Below are 18509 nucleotides of genomic sequence, written 5' to 3' on the forward strand. Positions count from 1 at the left end.
CCCGGCTAGCCGAGCGGTGCCGCCTCGGCGGCGCCGATCTCCCGGAACAGCTCGTGTGCCGCCCGCCATCGGGTCTGAGCCGCCGACGGACGGCCCAGCGCCGCGTACGCGCCGCCGACGGTCATCAACGTGCGGGCGTACGCGAGACGTTGCCCTGCCCGGCGTTGGACGCGCAGCGCCGGACGGCCCTCGACGAGGCACCCCGCGGGATCGCCGAGGCCCAGTCTCGCGGCGGCGAGGCGGCTGCGCGCCTGACCGGCCACCAGCCGGTACCCACCGGCGCGGGCCGCCGCCATCGCACCGGTGGCGTGCTCGTGGGCGCTGTCGAACTCCTTGCGGGCCGCGCTGAGATCGGAGAGCAGCATCAGCGCCTCGACCCGGGCGCGCTCGTTGCCGGTCCGATCCGCCAGGTCAAGCACCAGATCGAGCCGGCGGCCCGCCTCCGCCAGTCGGCTCTGCCGCAGCAGTACCTCGGCGAGCGCGGTCTGGGTGACCACCTCCAGTCGGCCGTCCGGCAGTCCCTGGACGATGTCGAGGCCGAGGTGGAGCACCTCCTCGGCCTCCGCGTAGCGTCCCGCGTCACCGTGCACGCGGCCGAGCGTGGTGAGCGAAGCGGCCTCCTCGTGCCGGGCGCCGATCGTCCGGCCGACGCGCACCGCCTCCTCCGCTGCCGTCCGCGCCTCGTCGAGCCGGCCGAGCTCCCTGGCCACCAGCGCGAGGTTCTCGCTGGCCACGGCGGCGCCCAGATGTTGGCCGGTCGCCCGCAGCAACCCCATCGCCAGTTCGCCGTGCCGTGCGGCCGCAGCCAGCTCGCCCACCTCCTCGCAGGCGGCCGCCAGGTTTGCCAGTGTGCCGGCCTCGGCTCGGCGGTCGCCGATCTCCCGATCGATGACGAGGGCCTGCTCGAACCGGCTGATCGCGGCCCGGGGCCGGCCCAGCTGAGCCAGTGCGATACCGATGCTGCAGTGTGCCGCCGAGGCGCCGACCTGCCAATCGGCTCGGGCGGCGAGCGCCGCGACCGCCTCGTACTCGGCGCGGGCGGCGCGCAGATCGCCGGTACGCCAGTTCAGCAGTCCCAGGCTTTGTCGCATCACGGCCTCGCCGCGAAGGTCGCCGTCGCGGCGGGCCGCCTTGAGCCCGGTCCGGGCGATCGACCGCCACTGGCTCAGCGGCGTCCGCATGCGGAGGAAGTCGTACAGGGCGTGGGCGAGTTGCCACGCCATCCGGTCTCGGCCGTCGGCAGCCGCGTGTTCCAGCGCCGCCACCAGATTCGCCGTTTCCGCACCGAGCCATTCGCGGGCGGGTGCCTGATCGTCGAGCTCAGGGATCCGTACGCCGGTCGGCGGTGGATCCGGCGGCAGCCGTAGCCGCGACGGGCCGTTCAGCGCGGCGCTGGCCCGGGCGACAGCATGCAGGTAGAAGTGCAGCAGCCGGTGCACGGCGGCGGCATTGTCGGCCGCGTCGCCATGTTCGGCGGCGAGCTGCGCTCCGTACTCGAGCAGCAGGTCGTGGCTGACGATCCGGGCTGCCCGGGTGATTCGGATCAGGTGCAGTCGGGCGAGGGTGTCGATGAGCGGTTCGAGATCGTCGCAGGGCAGGCCGGTCAACGCCGCGGCCGCGGGTACGGCGAGGCCGGACGGTGCCGGCACCAGTCCGAGCAGCCGGAACACCCGACCCGCTGGGGCCGGGAGCGCCTGGTACGACAGCTCGAACGCGGCCCGGACGGCGGTGCTGTCGTCACCCTCGACCCGCAGCTGCGCGACCCGGCCCCGCGCGATCAGCTCGTCGAGGTGCCTGCGCACGCTCACGTGCGCCCGGTCGGCCAGGCGGGCGCCGGCGATGCGCAGGGCCAGCGGCAGGTGCCCGCAGATTTCGGCCAACTCCCGAGCAGCGGCCGGGTCGGCGTTGATCCGCTCGGCCCCCGCGGTGCCGACGAGCAGTTCCACCGCGTCGGCGGCAGGCAGGACGTCGAGAGTGAGCCGAGCGGCACCGTCCCGGGCGACCAGGCCGCTGAGCCGGTCCCGGCTGGTCACCACCACCAGGCAGTCCGGGCCGCCCGGAATGAGTGGCCGCACCTGGTCGGCGTCGGCGACGTTGTCCAGTACGAGCAGAACGCGTCGACCGGCGAGCGTCGAACGGTACAGCGCGACCTGCGCGTCCGGCTCGGCCGGTATCCGGTCGGCGGTGACGCCCAGCGCGTCCAGAAGCAGCGGCAGCGCCTCACCGGGGGTCCGGCGTGGACGACTGTGGAACCCGCGCATGTCCACGAACAGATGTCCGTCGGGGAAATGGTGGTGGACGTCGTGGGCCCACCGCACCGCCAGGCTGGTCTTCCCTGCCCCCGCTGGGCCGCAGACGACGGCGACCGGTGCCGCCCGCTCCTTCAGCACCTCGTCGAGGAGGGCCAGTTCGCGTCGGCGGCCGACGAAGCCGGGGGTGGCCGCCGGCAGTTGCCGCGGCACCACGCCCGTCGGATCCCGCACCCGCTGCCCCGCGGGTTCCGCGGCGGGCTCGGCGCCGGCGAGCATTGCGCGATAGGCCCGCTGGAGCTCCTCGCCCGGCTCGATGCCGAGCCTCTCGACCAGGTTCTCGCGGACCCGACGGAACAGGGTCAGCGCGTCGACCCGACGGCCGCACCGGTGCAGCGCGATGAGCACCGCCAGCGCCAGACGCTCCCGGGCCGGGTTGTCGGCTATGAGGTCGGACAGATCGTCGACGATGTCACCGTACCGGCCCAGCCGGAGGTCGAGGTCGGCTCGCAGCTCAACCGCCGCGAACCGCTCCTCGTTCAGCTGCGGGGCGACGAGTTCGTCCAGCCACGGGCCGGCGACGTCCGCCAACGCCGGCCCCCGCCATCGGCGCAGAGCGCGGTCGACCAGCTCACGAGCCTGCTGCGGCTCGCACGTGCGCGCGGACCGCAGTAGGTCCCGAAAGTCGTGCAGATCCACCGCGGACCGGTCGACGGCGAGCCGATAGCCGGTCCCCACCCCCACCAGCTCGGCTGTGCGTGGCGGCGGGTCAACCGAGTTGAGCAGGGCCCGTAGTCGGGAGACGCAGCCCTGTACCGCGTTACGAGCCGATGCGGGCGGTGCCGTGCCCCACAGTGCCGTCACCAGGCGGTCGATGGGAACGATGTTTCCGCACTCCAACGCCAGCATGGCCAGCACGGTGCGCTGCTGCGCGGCCGACGGGCCCAGCCAACGGGTGCCGTGCCACACGCCGACCGGACCCAGCAGCCGGATCTGCAGGCCGTCCTCCACTTGGTCCACGCCCGGTCCGATCCGTAGGAATCCACGACGCTGGAAATGATCTCACCATCGACATGCCCCCGGCAGCCCATCGGCGCCCACCCCTGAATCAGCCGTCCGTGTCGTCGGTCACGCTCCTGCCGAGGCGTCTCAACGCCCTCCGGGACCTGGAGTCCACAACGGACAAGCCCGGCGCGGTGCGGCCGTCACTTGTCGTGGCTGCTTCGGTCAAGATCTGTTCAAGAACATCGCTGGGACCTGGACCCCTGAATTGTTCTCTTGAAACGGTGATGGGAGTGATCCAGAGCAGCGTCGATGTCCGGAGACACATCGATGCTCTCCATCGTCCGGACGCCGTCGTCACCACCTCGGGAGGCACCGTCGTGTCAGGACCATCCGGAGCGCACTGGGGCGCGCCGGGGGTCGATCAGCAGCACGGTCGAGGCGACCCCCGCGGGGTGGTCGACCGAGCAGCCCCAGTCCGCCGCGGCGTCGCTCCGGACCCGCGGGTTCTCGCTCGATTCGGGCGCCGATACCGGTAGATCGTCCTCATGGACCAGATCCGAGGAGTACGCATGAACCAGGAAAAGGGACTATCGCGGCGGCAGATCCTCCGCGTTGGTGCCGTGGTGGGATCGACCGTCGCCGTGGTGGCTGTCTCGGGCGAGTCGGCATCGGCCGACCCGGGGACGGATGCGGCACAGGCCGGCTCGCGCGGTGAGCTGGCCCGCGTGTCAGCGGTGGCGGCCGGCGGCGCCGTGGTGGGTACGCCGAAGGTGGCGAACCGCACCGCGATCCGTGCGGCGGAGCAGGTTCCGTTCGCCGGCTTCCCGGACGGGATCGCCCCACGACCGGGTGACCTGGTCACCGTGACCGACCTGTGGCCCGGCCTCGCCGTGGCCGCCGTGCCGGTGGTGCACTGGGTGACCGGAGTGCCGAAGCGCGACGGCAGCGGCTATGCGGTCGCGGGCCAGCGGCTGGTCGCCTCGCCGTTGCTCGACAAGCGGACTGCACGGCGGGTGCGGGTCTGCGTCCTGGACACGGAACTGGCCGACGCCCAGGTCCTCGCGGTCGTCCCGGCCTGAGCTGGTGCCGATGATCGACGCGACGGTGCGGATCGTCGCGGCAGCAGTCCTGCTCTACACGGCGGGTCAGAAGCTCGCCGCGCCCATTACCTTTCGCCGCACGCTCGTCGCGCTCAGGATGCCGCGTCCGCGCGTCCTGGCCCTGCTGGTCAGCGGCGTGGAGCTGGTCACCGCGGTCCTCCTGCTGACCGCACCGCGCGCCTGGGTGACAGCGGGCCTCGTGATCGCGCTCGGCGCGTCGTTCGCAGGTGCGGCGTCGATCGCTCTGGCACGGGGCGCCTCGGTGCGCTGTGCCTGCTTCGGCGGCACGTCCGAGGCGAAGCTGGGTTGGACGCAGCTCGCGCTGCTCCCGATCTGGCTCGCCGTCGCCTGGACGGCGCACCGCGACTCATCGGATCTGCTCGTCGGCCCGGACGCCGTCGCGGTGACGGCGCTGGTGCTGTGCCTGGCGACCGTCGTCCGTCAGCTGTTGCCTCTGGCCCTGCGGAGCTGGAGCTACCTCAAAGTGTTGGAGAGTCAATGGGCTTCCTCTGGGTCGTCGTCGCCGCATTGAGCGTGCTGATGGGGATCTGCGTGTTGGCGCTGATCGACCAATATCAAACCCTCGAACTGATCCGTACGTCCCTCAAGCTCGAAGACAACCCGTCGCCGATCCCGATCCCGATGGACGACTCGATCAGGCCCTCCCTGGTCGGGCTCCCGGCACGGCTCGACGCGCAGCCGCATCTCGCGCTGCTCTTCCTGTCCGTGTCCTGCACGACCTGCCGGTCAATCGCGGAGGGCCTGCGCCGCAAAGACCTGGAACTGGTGTGGATCGTCCTGCAGCAGGCGCATTCCGAGCAGGAGGGCCGCGCCTGGCTCGAAGGACTGAACATACCAATCGACCGGGCGACCATCGATGTCGAGGAAAATGTCGCGCGGGCGATCGGCATCGACACCGTCCCGTCGGTGGTCCTCTACCGCTCGGGTGAGGCCTTCCTGGCCCAGACACTGCCGTCATTCCGGCAACTGCAACCGCTGTTGAACGCCCGCACCGTCCCGTCCCGCCTGCCCGTCGCCAAGGAAGGAACCGTACGGCTATGACCAATCAGATGGAGTGCGTGACACCGACCGAGACGGCGGTGCTCACCGACCGCCGTCGTAGCCGCCGATTCGCGCTCATGGGCGCGGCGTCCGCGGTCGTCGCCGGCCTGGCCACCGTACTGAAGGCATCCCCGGCGGTGGCCGACTGCCTGGGGTCGCCCTGCTGCTCGCTGGCCAGCTGCACCCGGTGCCACTACGCGGTCGAACCCGATCGCTACACCTGCCCGTCGGGCTATTACCGCACGTTCTGGACCTGCACCAGCGGCAGCCGCACGTACGGCTGCGGTGAGTGCAGCAAGAGCAAGACCTCGTGCTGGTCCGGTCCGTTCGCCTGCTCGATCTGGTACGTATGGTAGTTCTGTGGACGATCGTGCTCGCCGCGGTGGCGGGCTTCGCCCAGCTCTTCAGCCCTTGAGGCCAATCCTTCATCGGAGTCATCCGCCCCTTCGTGCAAGGGGACTCGTCCCGTCTCGTCCGAAGCGGTCTGCGCTTCGTCGCCGTACTGTCCGTCGCGCACATCGCCATGGCGGGCTTCGTCACCGCGTCGCTGTACCAGGTCGGCACCCTGTTCGCCGGGCGGCTCGATGCCCAGCTCACCGTGGGGCTGTGTCTCGTGGCGGCACTGGTGGCGGCGGCCTTCGACGTACACGCGATCCGGACGGATTCGTACGCCCCGGGGCTGCGCCGACAGACGTCCAAGGAACTGGGCCATCGGGAGAACATCCCGTGGTGGGTTCCGCCGATGATCTGGGGTCTGGACACCGGGCTCATGTGGAGCACGTTCCGGGTGTCGGCGACGACCTGGGTGCTGCTGGTGGCGGCGCTGCTCAACGTCACTCCGCAGTGGAGTGGGCTGGTGTTCGGTGGCGCGTTCACCGGTCCACTGGTCGTGGCGATTCTCGCCGGTCATGGAAGCGTGAGTGACCTGGGGCGTCCCGGGCCACGGCGGCTGGTGCAGTCCGCGGCGGTCGCCACGGCGTTGCTGCCGGCCATGGTGGTGGTCGTGTCGTCCGTGATCTGAGGTTCGGCCGGGGCCCGACGTGGGGCCCCGGCCGAACCGGCGCGACCCCGATGACCGTGCGTCCGCCCGTCCGCCCCCCGCGACTGCTCCGCGACTCCGGCCCCGGCCCGCGACCACGGGTACGGTTTCTGTGCTCGACAGGTACGGGCACCGACGGCATGTCGCCGGGGCGGGAACGTCCGGCCCGGTGGCGACGGAGCGTGGAGGGGAGCGAGGGTGGCGCAGCCGAGAGCACTCGTGGTTCGGGGCGGCTGGGAGGGGCACCAACCGGTCAAGGCGACGGAGTTGTTCATCCCCTTCCTCGAACGAAGCGGCTATGCCGTACGGGTCGAGGAGTCGACCCAGATCTACGCCGATGCCGCCGAGATGGCCGACACCGACCTGGTCGTGCAGTGCATGACGATGTCGGAGATCACCGCTGACCAGGTGGCGGGCCTGAGCGCCGCGGTCATCGCCGGCACGGGTTTCACCGGCTGGCACGGCGGGATCGTGGACGCGTTCCGCGCGTCGTCGGAGTACCTGCATCTGGTGGGCGGCCAGTTCGCGACCCACCCGGGTAAGGAGCCGTGCGAGCGCCACGGCGGCCCGGAGGACAACTTCCTGCCGCACACGGTGCGCATCACCGACCTCGGCCGGGAGCACCCGATCACCGCGGGGATCGAGGACTTCGACCTGGTCACCGAGCAGTACTGGGTGCTGCACGACGACCTGATCGACATCCTGGCCGTCACCACCCATCCCACGCAGGCGTGGCATCCATGGCACCGGCCGGTCACCTCGCCGGCGATCTGGACGCGACGCTGGGGTGCCGGGCGCATCGTCGTGACGACACCGGGGCACAGCCTCGACGTGCTGGAGGACGCGAACGTCCGTACCGTCATCGAGAGGGGGATGGTGTGGGCGACCCGCACCGCGTCGGCATCGTAGGTCTCGGGGTCATCTCCCGCGCGTACCTCGACACCCTCGCGAACCACCCCGCGGTGAGCATCGTCGCGCTGGCCGACCTCGACGCCTCCCGGTCGGCCGCGGTCGCGGCCACGATTCCCGGCAGCGAGGCGTTGAGCGTCGAGGGTCTGCTCGCCCGTCCGGAGGTGCAGACGGTTCTCAATCTCACGATCCCCGCGGCGCACGCCGAGATCTCACTCGGCGCGATCGAGGCGGGCAGGAACGTGTACGTCGAGAAGCCACTGGCCGTGACGTTTCCGGACGGCCGCTCGATCATCGAACGGGCCTCCGCGGCTGGCGTCCACGTCGGGTGCGCGCCGGACACCGTCCTCGGCACAGGTACGCAGACGGCACGGGCGGCGATCGACGGCGGGCTCATCGGACGCCCGCTGTCGGCGACGGCCGTCATGGTCACACCGGGACACGAGCGCTGGCATCCCCACCCCGACTTCTACTACGCCCCGGGCGGCGGCCCGTTGCTGGACATGGGGCCGTACTACATCTCAGCGCTCGTCCACCTGCTGGGGCCGGTTCGCGCGGTCGTCGGAGCCGCCAGCCGCCTGCGCGCCGAGCGTGTCATCGGCTCGGGCCCGCGAAACGGCCAGCGCGTCCCGGCGGAGGTGGACACCCACGTGACCGGTGTGCTTGAGCATGCCAACGGTGCTCTCTCCACCATCACCACGAGCTTCGACGGCGTCGCGACGACGGCCGCGCCGATCGAGGTGCACGGGGAGACCGGCACGCTCGCCGTACCCGATCCGAACATGTTCGACGGGGACGTGCGCGTCTTTCCGCTGGGCGGCACCGAATGGCGCGTTCTCGAACCACTGGCCGGTTACGTCGAGGGCTCCCGCGGCATCGGGCTGATCGACCTGGTCACCGCCGACGGCCAGCGCCCGCCCCGCGCCAGCGGCGACGTCGCGCTGCACGTACTCGAAACGATGACCTCGCTGCTCGTCTCGGCGGCCGGAGGCCGGCGGATCGAGCTGACGACTGTGGCGCAGCGGCCGGCACCGGTTCCGCTCACTCCGGTCAACGACTGGAAGAAGTGACCCGGTGCGGGCCGGCGGCTCTCCGCCGGCCCGCACCGTTGGTCAGAGCACGGTCCGCCGCCGTCAGGGGGCCCAGGGGGCGGCGATGTTCCAGGTGCTGTCGGCGGCCCAGAGGGTGGGCCGGTTGTAGGCGTCACCGCCCGTGCCGTTGCTGAGCCAGACCTCCGAGTTGTAGTGCCGGAGGTACTTCCCGCGGAAGTTGTACGACTCCAGCGAGACGCCGCTTCCGGTCAGCCCCACCCGGGCGCACCAGGTGGCGTCGGCCCGCAGGAGCGCTGACCCGTCGTTCGGCGAGTTGCGGACCCGGGAGTCCTGGTGCCGCAGGTACTGACCGGGATAGTTGACCGACTCGAAGGAGTAGCAGGCGCTGTCGGCCAGGCCGGGCCGGATGGTGTACGTCGCGTCGTTCTTGAGCAGCGCCGAGCTGCCCGCGTCGACCACCTCGGTGTACGCCAGGCTGTTCTGGTGGCGCAGGTACCGGTTGGTGTAGCCGGGGGTGGTCACCTGCAGTGAACGCCGGGTGTTGACCGGCAGGGCGACGGGGGCGGAGCTGCCGATCGTCCGGGAGGCGTTGACGAGGGCGGTGTTGGCCGCGCGGACGCGGGCCTGGTCCATCTTGACCACCTGCCGGTCGTAGGTGAGGAAGCCGTTCAACTCCCCCTCCTGGTCAGCGATCTCGGTGTAGATCGAGGCGCTGAGTCCCTTGCCGAGCATCAGGTTCTGCGCACCCTCCACCAGCCCCACGTACCGGTCGGTGAGGGCAGCGGAGGTGGGTTGCCACTCGTAGGCGAAGAACTGCCCGTTCGGGCTGTACTCGTGGCCCGGTGTGCGCAGGCCCAGGCCGCCGAACTCGCCGAGCACCGCGATCCGGCCGCTCGATGGCGAGGGTGAGTCCGGACCCAGGTAAACGTGCCAGTCGTCGATGTCGCCGTTGCCGGGGTCACCGAGGGACTGGCAGCAGTTGTGCCCGCTGTGCGGGTTGACCAGCCGGGTCGGGTCCTGATTCTTGATGTTCTGCGCCACGCGGCGGGTGTCGGCCAGGGCGCGCTCGCCCCAGCCCTCGTTGTAGGGCGTGTAGGCGACGACCGCGGGGGAGCTGCGGTGCTCGTCGACGATCTCGCGTGCCTCGCTCTCGAACTGCGCCTGCTGGGCATCGGTGGGGTCGATGTTCTGCGCGGTCAGCGACGGGATGTCCTGCCAGACCAGCAGGCCGAGCCGGTCGGCGTGGTAGAACCAGCGCTGCGGTTCGACCTTGATGTGCTTGCGCACCATGTTGAAGCCCAGGTCCTTGTGCTTCTGCAGGTCGAAGGCGAGGGCGGCGTCGGTCGGCGCGGTGTACAGGCCGTCCGGCCAGAAGCCCTGGTCGAGGGTGCCGACCTGGAAGACGAACTGGCCGTTGAGCTTCGGTCGCAGCACCCCGTTGACCATGCCGGTGGTGATCTCCCGCATGCCGAAGTAGTGGACGGTCTGGTCGACCGTCGCGCCGCCGGCGCTGCGTAGGCGTACCCGCAGGTTGTAGAGGAACGGGTCGTCGGGTGACCAGCGGCGGGCGTTCGGCACCGGGACGCTGAAGTCGGTGAAGCCGCCGGTGGCGGAGCCGACAACCGTAGCGCCGTCGAGCGCCTCGGCGAGCACGCTGTGCCCGCTCACGTCGCCCCGGGTGAAGACCCGGATCCGCAGGGTGTTGGTGCCCAGGTTCGGGTAGACGTCCACGCTGCTGATCGACGCCGCGGGCACCGGCTCCATCCACACCGTCTGCCAGATTCCGGAGCTGGGCGTGTAGAAGATCCCGCCGGGCTGCTTGGTCTGCTTGCCGATCGGGGGCAGGCTGCCGTTCTGCCGGGTGTCGGTCGGGTCCCACACCTTCACCACGATCTCGTTCACGCCGCCGCTGAGCTGCGGGGTCACGTCGAAGGTGAAGGCGTCGTAGCCGCCGGTGTGCGCGCCGACCCGTACGCCGTTGACCCAGACCGTGCTCTGCCAGTCCACCGCGCCGAAGTGCAGCAGGGTCCGTCGGCCGGACCAGTTCGGCGGGACGGTGACGGTGCGTCGGTAGAACAGGTAGTTGCGGTTGTCGTTGGCGGCCCGCTGGACACCGGAGAGGGCGCTCTCCACGGGAAACGGCACGTTGACCCGCTCGGGCAGGTCGGTGTTGAACTGCGGGGCGTCGTCGGTGCCGGACTGGCGCAGCTGCCACTCCCCGTTGAGGTTGAGCCAGTCCGGTCGGGTCATCTGCGGTCGCGGGTACTCCGGCAGGGGCGTCCCGGCCAGCGCCTGGCTGGTCCACGGGGTGGTCAGTGGCGGCGTCTTGGCCGGTGCGGCCCGCACCGGTCGGGTCGGTGCGGCGAACACGCCGACGACGAGGGCGAGGATGAGCAGTAGGGGCAGGGCGGGGCGGGCGGGGACCTGACGTGTCATGCCGTCTCCGAGGGGCGGGTCGCCGCGGGCCGTGCAGCTGAGCCCGCAGCGCGCGGGCGGTGGGCATCGGGTGGCTTCTCGAACGCGGACGGCGGATGTCGGCGGGATCTCCACCTACGGGCGATGGTGATCCGATTGACATCCATCACCACCCGTACAACGTTATAGAGGCACCCTGGACACTCAGTCAATTGCCGATCGTCAATGCTCGTGGTTTTGTCCTCGATCGTCGTACCTCGGCCACGGCGACCGCCCCGGCCGGAGCCGGGGCGGTCGGTCGCGGGGCGCTCCCCGTGGGCGCGCCCCGCGCGTCCTCAGTGGTTGTTGTTGAGCCAGATGCAGGAGTTGTCGCTGCCCGTCCACCGCCAGCAGAGGTGGTCGCGGGTCTGTGGCCCGTACTCGCCGTCGGCGGAGATTCTGAGGTCGGCCTGGACGCTGCGCAACGCGCTCTGGGTGTAGCCGCCGAAGTCGTTGTCGACTCCGTTGGGGCCGAGGTACCTCCCGTAGATCCCCGTCAACGTCCGCTGGAGTTCACCGACGCCGGAGCTGTGGTCGCCGCGGATCAGCAGGCAGTTGAAGTTGATGGTGCTGCTGACGTACGCCGGGATCCAGGCCGTCTTCCCGGGGGCGCCGGACCAGGTGGAGGTGTAGACGCCCGCGCCGTTGCAGTGGGGCAGGGCGGCCTGGGCGGGCGAGGAGATCGCCACCGCGCCGCCCACGGTGGTGACGGCGAGCATGGCGGTGAGGCCGAGGCGAGAAAGACGTCGGAGCATGGGAACCCCCAGGTCGAGGTGTGGGTCGCACGCGCAACGCTGCGGTGCGCGGCTTGCCTCACCATCGTTTCGTCCGCCGCGGTGCCCGGACAGGAGCCGGACCGGAGATTGACCGGCACTTCGGGGCCCCTCAGCGCAGCGAGGCGAGCTTGGCCTCGATCGCGCCGGTGTCGGCCTCCCGCAACGACACGAGGATGTCCAGCGCCTGCTGCCAGGCCACGCGGGCCGAACCGGCGTCGCCTGCGGCCAGGTGAGCGTCGCCGAGGCTCACCAACGCGTCCGCCTCCAACCGTCGATGACCGATCTCGCGGCGCAGACGGACGGCGTGCTCGTGGCAGGTGACCGCCTCCGTGAAGGCGTCGAGCTGCAGGTGGGCGTGCCCGAGACTGGCCCACGTGATCGCCTGGCCGAGGACGTTGTCGACCGACGTGAACAGGGTCAGTGCCTGCTCGCAGCTCTCGATCGCGGCGTGGTGGTCACCGAGCTGGCTGTGGGACCAGCCGACCGCGTTCAGCGCGAAGGCCTGGCCGGTGACGTGTCCGGCCTGCCGGTGCAGGCGTAGCGCCTCCAGGGCGTGGGCGAGGGCCTGCTCGGGCTGCTCGGTCCGGTCGCAGATCCACCCGAGGTTGAGTTCGACCCGGGCCTGCCCGGCAAGGTCGCCCAGCCGCCGGTACCGGTCGTACGCCAGCTCCAGGTGGCGCTGCGCGTCGGCGTACTGCTGGAGCGCGATGTCGGCGAAGCCGAGCACCCCGTGGGCGTACGCCTCGGCCCGGTCATCGGCCAGCCGGACGGCCGCCGACAGCGCCGCCCGCAGGCTGCTGGTCCAGTCCTGGAAGTAGCCGCGCTGGTTGAGGTAGGTGGTGATCGCCCAGGCGAGGTGACACGTGTGGCGGTCGAACCCGTGGCTGGCCGCCAGCCGCAGGGCCGAGAGCAGCACCGGGTGCTCGTCGGTGAACCACCACAGGGCCGCGTCGCGATCGGCCAGCGCCACCGGCGCGACCCCGGGCCCCGGCGGGTCGATCGGCAGCCGGTCCCGCTGCGGATAGACCAGCTCGTCGGCGGCGTACGCGACCAGGAGGTAGTGGTCGAGCAGGCGGGACCGGGCGGCGTGACGGCTCGCGTCGCTGTCCTCCGCCGCCGTCAGCTCAGCGGCGTACGCGCGCAGCAGATCGTGGTACGTGTACCGCCCGGGACGGTGTTCGGTGAGCAGGTGTGCCCGAGTCAGCTCGGCCAGGTGGCGGTGGGCCTGCGCGAGCGTGATCCCCGCGAGGCTGGCCGCCGCCGCGACGGCGAAGTCCGGGCCCGGATGGACGCTCAGCAGACGGAACAGCCGGGCGGTGGGCCCCTCGAGGGTCCGGTACGACCACGACATGACCAGCCGCAGGTCGGTGACCGGTTCGCCGCCGTCGAAGGCATCCAGGCGCCCGGCCACCGGGCGCAGACTCGCCGCCAGGTCCATCAGGCGGAACCCACTGTGGATGGCCGCCCGGGCGGCGACGACGGACAGCGCCAGGGGCAGCCCGGCGGAGGCGCTGACGATGGCGTCGACGGCCTCGGGCTCGGCGGTGACGCGTTCCGCGCCGAGGCGTCGGATAAGCAGTTCACGGGAGTCGGCCCCGGACATGACGTCCAGGGTGATCGGATCAGCGCCGTTCACGCTGACCAGGCCCAGGAACTGGTCCCGACTGGTGACGAGGACGAAGCAGCCCGGCGCGCCCGGCAGCAGCGGGCGTACCTGGTCGGCGTCGCCGGCGTTGTCGAGGACGACAAGCACCCGCCGGCCGCCCAGCAGACTGCGATATCGAGCGACCTGCTCATCCAGTGCGGTCGGCGGACGGGCGCCCGGTCCCGCGAGCGCGTTGACGAATCCGGCGAGCGCCGTGCTCGGGCTGACCGGGACGCCGCCCGGGTCGAAGCCGCGCAGGTTGACGTAGAGCTGGCCGTCGGGAAAGTGCGCGGCGACGCGATGAGCCCAGTGCACCGCGAGCGCGGTCTTGCCCACCCCGGCGGTGCCGGAGACGATCGCGAGACCCATCGCGGTCGGCTGATCCGCCGCTCGGACCAGGATCCCGTCGAGGCGGGCCAGCGCGTCGGCGCGACCGACGAAGCCGAAGCCGTCCGCGGGCAGCTGCGCCGGAACACCGTTCGAGGCGACCGGCGTCGGTGCCCCGGCGAGGAACCGGTCCCGCTTCGCCCCCTGCAGGCCGAAGGCGTCGGCCAGCAACAGCATCGTCGCGGGTCGCGGCCGCGCGATCCGCCCCGCCTCCAGATCCCGGAGATGCCGAACCGACAGCCCTGTCTTCGCGGCCAGATCCTCCTGCGTCAGCGCGCTGTGACGCCGAAGCTCCTGTACGGCCTCCCCGAACACGGGGATCACGGTATAGGCGGCGGTCACTGCGGACAATCGGGCACACGACGCAAGAGACCCGTCAGTGGTGACAGCGGAGGAACTACTGCGGTCCGGCTACGGCGTAACCGCGGGGCTGGCCGGGGGACGGGCCATGGTCGGGGCGGACCCGCCACTGTGGCGCAGCCGCGTGTCCACGGCGAGCAGTGTGAGGGCGGCCAGCGTCAGCAATCCACCGATGAGTGCCAGCGGGCGTGCCCCGAGGTGGGCAGGAGGGCGCCGCCGAGCAGCGATCCGCCGGCGATGCCGGCCGTCAGATGGTGATGACGACCTTTGCCCGCGCGTGCTCGCCTTCGAGATACCGGATGGCCGCGGGCACCTCGTGGAGGGGATACGTACGGTCGATGACCGGGGTGAGACGGCCGGCCTCGACGTGGCCGCGGAGCGTGTCGAGGTGTTGCCGGCCCGGTGTCGTCGTGAGCGTGACGATGCGGTGTCGGACCAGCGGGGCCAGCAGCCGTCCGCGCGCGATCAGCCTGACCGGTCCGAGGAGGCTGCCGCCGTCGTACACGCCGCCACCGGAGAGCACCAGCGTCCCGGTCGGTGTCAGCGCCCGCCGCAGCTCGCTGAGTGAGCGGTTGCCGACCAGGTCGAACACGACGTCGTGGCGGTCTGTGCCGCGGGTGAAGTCGTCGCGGTGGTAGTCGACGACGTGGTCGGCGCCGAGTGAGCGGACCAGATCGACGTTGCGGGTGCTGCACACCCCGGTCACGGTGGCGCCGAGCGCCTTGGCCAGTTGCACGGCGAGAGTGCCGACGCCGCCCGAGGCGCCGTTGATGAGGACGCGGTGGCCGGGCTCGACGCCCCCGGCGTCGCGCAGCCCCATGAGCGCCGTGATGCCAGCCAGCGGCAGGGCCGCCGCCTGCTGCGGGGTCAGGTTCGCCGGCATCGCCGCGACCAACGTCTCGGGCACGCACACGTACTCGGCGAACGCCCCGTTGGCCTCGCCGAGGTCGCCGAACACCGCGTCGCCCGGCCGTACCTGCCGGACGTCGGCGCCGACGGCCTCGACCCGGCCCGCGAAGTCGCGGCCACGGATGCGCGCCCGGGGCCGCGTCCGGCCCATCACCAACCGCGCCATCCGGGGATCACCCCGCATGGCATGCCAGTCGTACGCGTTGAGCGAGGCCGCCTCGACCCGTACGAGCACGTCGCCCGGGGCGGGCGTCGGCGTGGCGACCTCGGCGAGCGCGAGGGTTTCCGGTGGGCCGTATCGGTCCTGAACGATCGCCTTCATGATCCCTCCCGAGGGTGTACGGCGTACACTGACGGTAGGTGTACGCCGTACACCTGTCAAGGCGGTTATGGTTCAACAACCGCCGGACAGGACGAGGACGAGATGGCTGAGCAGGCTGAGACGCTGCGCCGGACGCCGCTGAGCAGGGATCGCGTCCTGCGTGCCGCCGTGGCGCTCGCCGACGAGGCCGGTATCGAATCCCTCAGCATGCGCAACCTCGCCCAGGATCTGGGCGTCGTGCCGATGGCGCTCTACAAGCACGTGGCCAACAAGGACGAACTCCTCGACGGCATGATCGACGTGATCGTCAGCCAGATCGACCCGCCCGCGTCCGACACCCACTGGAAGGACGCCATCCGCCGGCGCATCCTCTCGGCGCGGGAGGTGCTGCGCCGGCACCCCTGGGCGCCGCTCGCGATCGAGTCCCGGAGCATGGCGACGCCTGCCGTCCTCGCCTATCTCGACTCGGTGGTCGCGACCTTCAAGGCCGGCGGGTTCTCCGCCAACCTCGCCCACCACGTGATGCACACGATGGGCAGCCGGGTTCTGGGCTTCAGCCAGGAACTGTTCGACGCCTCCCGCCAGGCCGGTCGGTCCGGAGCCACCAGCCCCGAGCCGCCCGCCGCCCTACCGCCGGAGTTCGCCGCCCAGTTCCCGCACCTGGCGGAGATCGCCGGGGCGGCGTCCCACGACGACCAGTCGGTCGTGGGGCAGGGCTGCGATGACCAGTTCGAGTTCGAGTTCGCTTTGGACCTGCTGCTCGACGGCATCGAACGGCTGCACCAGCAGGGCTGGACATCGCCGCGGCGGGCCCGGTAGGGCGAGGGACCGCACCGTCGGCTCGGCGGGGTGGCGCGCGGCCCTGATTCTTCACTCCGATGTCACCACGCGACCCCCCGGGTGACGTGTTCGTGTCCGTCGGCCGGAGTTGGCTGTCAGCCGTCGCACTTGCCTTGACCAGGAGCTGATACGCGTGCCTTCCTCCCGTCGTACCTTCCTCGCTGGCGGCGCCGCCGCCGGTGTGGGCCTTGCCGTCGCCGGTGGCCTGCCGTCCCTGGCGCAGGCCAGCCCCGGTCGGCCCCACTCGCAGGGCTTGGGCGGTCCCGTGCCCTTCCCGCCGCTCGTGGACGACCCCAGGGGGATCCTGGCCCTGCCCGCGGGCTTCAGCTACACCGTGGTCACCCGGACCGGCGTCACCCGACTCGACCGCGGCCAGGGCACGACCCCGTCGGACCACGACGGCATGGCCGTCTACGACGCCGGCCACGGGCGCTACACCCTGATCCAGAACCACGAAATCGACCCGGGCGCCGAGTTCGGCGTGCCGCACGTCAAGGGAACGGTCTACGACACGGGTGCCGTCGACGCCGGTGGCTGCACAGTCATCACGACGGACCGTGCGGGCCGCAACCTGGGCGAGTTCGTCGCCCTCTCCGGCACCGTCTCCAACTGCGCCGGCGGGCCAACCCCGTGGGGGACCTGGCTGACCTGCGAGGAGACCGAGGACCGGGCCGGCGATGAGTGGGAGGAGGGTGGCCGCACCGGCGCCTTCCAGAAGGACCACGGGTACGTCTTCGAGGTCTGGGCCGACGGCAGCGCGGACCCGCGGCCGATCAAGTGCCTGGGCCGCTACTCCCACGAGGCCCTGGCGGTCGACAAGGACCGGACCCACGTCTACCTCTCCGAGGACGCGGACGAGCCCAACGGTCTCTTCTACCGCTGGGCGGCCCCGGCCGGGGTCAAGCTGGGCCCCGGCGTGCTGACCCGCCTCGCGCCGAACGCCGGCGTCCTCGCCGCGATGCAGATCATCATGGACGACGGCTCCGTGCTGCCGGACGTCGCCTACCTGACCTCCGCTCAGCTGGGCCGCCCCTTCCCGGTGCGGTGGATCGAGGTGCCGGACCGCGACGCGCGCACCACGTCCGTACGCGAGCAGTTCGCCGACGGCCAGGTCACCCGGGGACGCAAGTTTGAGGGTGTGTGGGCCACCGACGAGGGCGTGTACGTGGTCAACTCGTACGCCTGGGACGAGGGTGACCTGCCGGCGGACGCGGCGCCGCACGACGGCATGGTCTGGTTCTACAACTTCAAGGACCAGACCATCCAGCTGGTGACGTACTTCCCGCACCAGACCCAGTCCGAGGAGGGGGCGCCGGTCAAGTACACCGACCTCACCTTCGACGGCCCGGACAACGTGACAGTCACCCCGTGGGGAAGCCTGGTGCTCGCCGAGGACGGCGCCGGCGCCTCCCACGTGCTCAGCACGGTTCCGGGCGGGCCGACGTACGCGATCGCCCGCAACCAGCTCAACGATTCGGAATTCTGCGGGCCGACCTTCACCGCCGACGGCAAGGTGCTCTTCGTCAACATGCAGGACCCCGGCCTCACCCTGGCCATCACCGGCCCGTGGGAGAAGTACCTGGGCTGACCTGCGAGGCCTGCACGGTTTCCTGCTCACGGGCGCTTGACCGGCGGCCGGGGGCGGAGGTCGTCGACAATGGCAAGGGTGGACCCCGCCTTCGTCCTGCACCACCACCGCAAGCCCCGACCGCACTTCGACCTGCGGCTCGAGGAGGACGGTGTGCTGCGCTCGTGGGCGGTTCCCCGTGGTCTGCCGGACAGTCCCGGCGACAACCGGCTCGCGATCGCGGTGCCCGATCACCACCTTGATCACCTCACCTACGAGGATGCCGACAAGTCGATTGCCGACATCGGCACGTGGGAGGAGCACGACCGCACCGACCGCCGGATGCTGTTCACGCTGCACGGGCGTACCGGCCGCCGGCGGTACGCGCTCATCCGCACCGGCGAGGGGTGGCTGCTCCACCTGACGAAGGAGCAGCCACCCGGCTGAGCTCGCGCGGGTCGCGTGGCCGGGCCCCTCAGCGTGCTCGCCCACGTCGAGCGCCTCGGGCCAGGCGTCGCTACCGAGAGTGACGGTGGCTCCGGTGGCGATGACCTCTCCGATTTCGATTGAGTGACGTCACTGTTAACCCAGCGATCACCGGGGTCTGGGTTCCGCCCGCTCGAGGGGCCAAGAACGAGCACGTCGGTGAGCGGAAGAACGCGCTGCCTCACCGATCCGGTCGGAATAGTCCCAGGTCAGGGGCTCGTCAAGCCGCAACAGCGCCGACGAGGTTCGCGGGCGGCCTCGGGTGCGGGCCGGTGGGCGGTGATCCGTGGAGCCGGCGCCATGGGCCTGACTAATGTCATGAGTACCGATGCGCCCTGCATCGAAGT

Annotated in this window: 15 protein-coding genes; 10 read left to right on the forward strand and 5 right to left on the reverse strand. The window is 71.2% G+C overall.

Going from position 1 to position 18509, the window contains the following annotated elements:
* Window positions 1-5 precede the first annotated feature (5 nt).
* Window positions 6-3269, reverse strand: a complete 3264-nt coding sequence (locus ABZT87_RS24700; protein WP_355138414.1) for a BTAD domain-containing putative transcriptional regulator — start codon at window positions 3267-3269, stop codon at window positions 6-8.
* 554 nt (window positions 3270-3823) lie between these two features.
* Here ABZT87_RS24700 and ABZT87_RS24705 point away from each other — a divergent pair.
* From ABZT87_RS24705 to ABZT87_RS24735, 7 genes are all read left to right on the forward strand, one after another.
* The gene (locus ABZT87_RS24705; RefSeq protein WP_355138416.1) at window positions 3824-4333 is read left to right on the forward strand and encodes a hypothetical protein; all 510 of its coding nucleotides are present in this window, start codon (window positions 3824-3826) and stop codon (window positions 4331-4333) included.
* Between the two features lie 10 nt (window positions 4334-4343).
* Window positions 4344-4886: a MauE/DoxX family redox-associated membrane protein gene (locus tag ABZT87_RS24710; protein ID WP_355138418.1), complete on the forward strand. Its 543-nt coding sequence runs from the start codon at window positions 4344-4346 to the stop codon at window positions 4884-4886.
* Window positions 4853-5416, forward strand: coding sequence for a hypothetical protein (locus ABZT87_RS24715; protein WP_354855524.1), 564 nt, complete (start codon window positions 4853-4855; stop codon window positions 5414-5416). The genes ABZT87_RS24710 and ABZT87_RS24715 overlap by 34 nt, the downstream gene beginning before the upstream one ends.
* Window positions 5413-5772, forward strand: coding sequence for a hypothetical protein (locus ABZT87_RS24720; RefSeq protein WP_354855523.1), 360 nt, complete (start codon window positions 5413-5415; stop codon window positions 5770-5772). Before ABZT87_RS24715 ends, ABZT87_RS24720 begins: the two co-directional genes overlap by 4 nt.
* Before the next feature lie 92 nt (window positions 5773-5864).
* Window positions 5865-6437: a hypothetical protein gene (locus ABZT87_RS24725; RefSeq protein WP_355138420.1), complete on the forward strand. Its 573-nt coding sequence runs from the start codon at window positions 5865-5867 to the stop codon at window positions 6435-6437.
* Window positions 6438-6653: 216 nt separating this feature from the next.
* On the forward strand, window positions 6654-7364 hold the full coding sequence (locus ABZT87_RS24730; protein ID WP_354855521.1) for a ThuA domain-containing protein: 711 nt from the start codon (window positions 6654-6656) through the stop codon (window positions 7362-7364).
* A complete protein-coding gene (locus ABZT87_RS24735) occupies window positions 7334-8434 on the forward strand; it encodes a Gfo/Idh/MocA family oxidoreductase (protein ID WP_355138422.1) in 1101 nt (366 codons plus the stop codon). Before ABZT87_RS24730 ends, ABZT87_RS24735 begins: the two co-directional genes overlap by 31 nt.
* 63 nt (window positions 8435-8497) lie before the next feature.
* Here ABZT87_RS24735 and ABZT87_RS24740 read toward each other — a convergent pair whose 3' ends face one another.
* The 4 genes from ABZT87_RS24740 to ABZT87_RS24755 form a co-directional block, all read right to left on the reverse strand.
* Entirely contained in the window at window positions 8498-10852 is a 2355-nt protein-coding gene (locus ABZT87_RS24740) for an AbfB domain-containing protein (protein ID WP_355138424.1), read from the reverse strand.
* A gap of 314 nt (window positions 10853-11166) precedes the next feature.
* The gene (locus ABZT87_RS24745) at window positions 11167-11625 is read right to left on the reverse strand and encodes a peptidoglycan-binding domain-containing protein (protein WP_355138426.1); all 459 of its coding nucleotides are present in this window, start codon (window positions 11623-11625) and stop codon (window positions 11167-11169) included.
* A gap of 130 nt (window positions 11626-11755) precedes the next feature.
* The gene (locus tag ABZT87_RS24750; protein WP_355138428.1) at window positions 11756-13993 is read right to left on the reverse strand and encodes a tetratricopeptide repeat protein; all 2238 of its coding nucleotides are present in this window, start codon (window positions 13991-13993) and stop codon (window positions 11756-11758) included.
* A gap of 292 nt (window positions 13994-14285) precedes the next feature.
* Window positions 14286-15269: an NAD(P)-dependent alcohol dehydrogenase gene (locus tag ABZT87_RS24755; RefSeq protein WP_355138430.1), complete on the reverse strand. Its 984-nt coding sequence runs from the start codon at window positions 15267-15269 to the stop codon at window positions 14286-14288.
* A 102-nt stretch (window positions 15270-15371) separates the two neighbouring features.
* On the opposite strand from ABZT87_RS24755, the gene ABZT87_RS24760 reads away from it, so the two are divergent.
* From ABZT87_RS24760 to ABZT87_RS24770, 3 genes are all read left to right on the forward strand, one after another.
* Entirely contained in the window at window positions 15372-16088 is a 717-nt protein-coding gene (locus ABZT87_RS24760) for a TetR/AcrR family transcriptional regulator C-terminal domain-containing protein (RefSeq protein ID WP_354855515.1), read from the forward strand.
* Between the two features lie 154 nt (window positions 16089-16242).
* A complete protein-coding gene (locus ABZT87_RS24765; RefSeq protein ID WP_355138432.1) occupies window positions 16243-17697 on the forward strand; it encodes an alkaline phosphatase PhoX in 1455 nt (484 codons plus the stop codon).
* Between the two features lie 69 nt (window positions 17698-17766).
* Complete coding sequence (locus ABZT87_RS24770; RefSeq protein WP_355138434.1) at window positions 17767-18123, forward strand: DNA polymerase ligase N-terminal domain-containing protein; 357 nt, start codon at window positions 17767-17769, stop codon at window positions 18121-18123.
* Window positions 18124-18509: the final 386 nt, after the last annotated feature.

Source organism: Micromonospora sp. NPDC005237 (assembly GCF_040607775.1).
Lineage (GTDB): Bacteria > Actinomycetota > Actinomycetes > Mycobacteriales > Micromonosporaceae > Micromonospora.

Bases quoted from the DNA above. Each gene is read 5' to 3' on its own strand.
- ABZT87_RS24760 (WP_354855515.1), top strand. From the start codon at position 15,372: ATGGCTGAGCAGGCTGAGACGCTGCGCCGGACGCCGCTGAGCAGGGAT.
- ABZT87_RS24770 (WP_355138434.1), top strand. From the start codon at position 17,767: ATGGCAAGGGTGGACCCCGCCTTCGTCCTGCACCACCACCGCAAGCCC.
- ABZT87_RS24745 (WP_355138426.1), bottom strand. From the start codon at position 11,625: ATGCTCCGACGTCTTTCTCGCCTCGGCCTCACCGCCATGCTCGCCGTC.
- ABZT87_RS24710 (WP_355138418.1), top strand. From the start codon at position 4,344: ATGATCGACGCGACGGTGCGGATCGTCGCGGCAGCAGTCCTGCTCTAC.
- ABZT87_RS24740 (WP_355138424.1), bottom strand. From the start codon at position 10,852: ATGACACGTCAGGTCCCCGCCCGCCCCGCCCTGCCCCTACTGCTCATC.
- ABZT87_RS24715 (WP_354855524.1), top strand. From the start codon at position 4,853: ATGGGCTTCCTCTGGGTCGTCGTCGCCGCATTGAGCGTGCTGATGGGG.
- ABZT87_RS24720 (WP_354855523.1), top strand. From the start codon at position 5,413: ATGACCAATCAGATGGAGTGCGTGACACCGACCGAGACGGCGGTGCTC.
- ABZT87_RS24755 (WP_355138430.1), bottom strand. From the start codon at position 15,269: ATGAAGGCGATCGTTCAGGACCGATACGGCCCACCGGAAACCCTCGCG.
- ABZT87_RS24705 (WP_355138416.1), top strand. From the start codon at position 3,824: ATGAACCAGGAAAAGGGACTATCGCGGCGGCAGATCCTCCGCGTTGGT.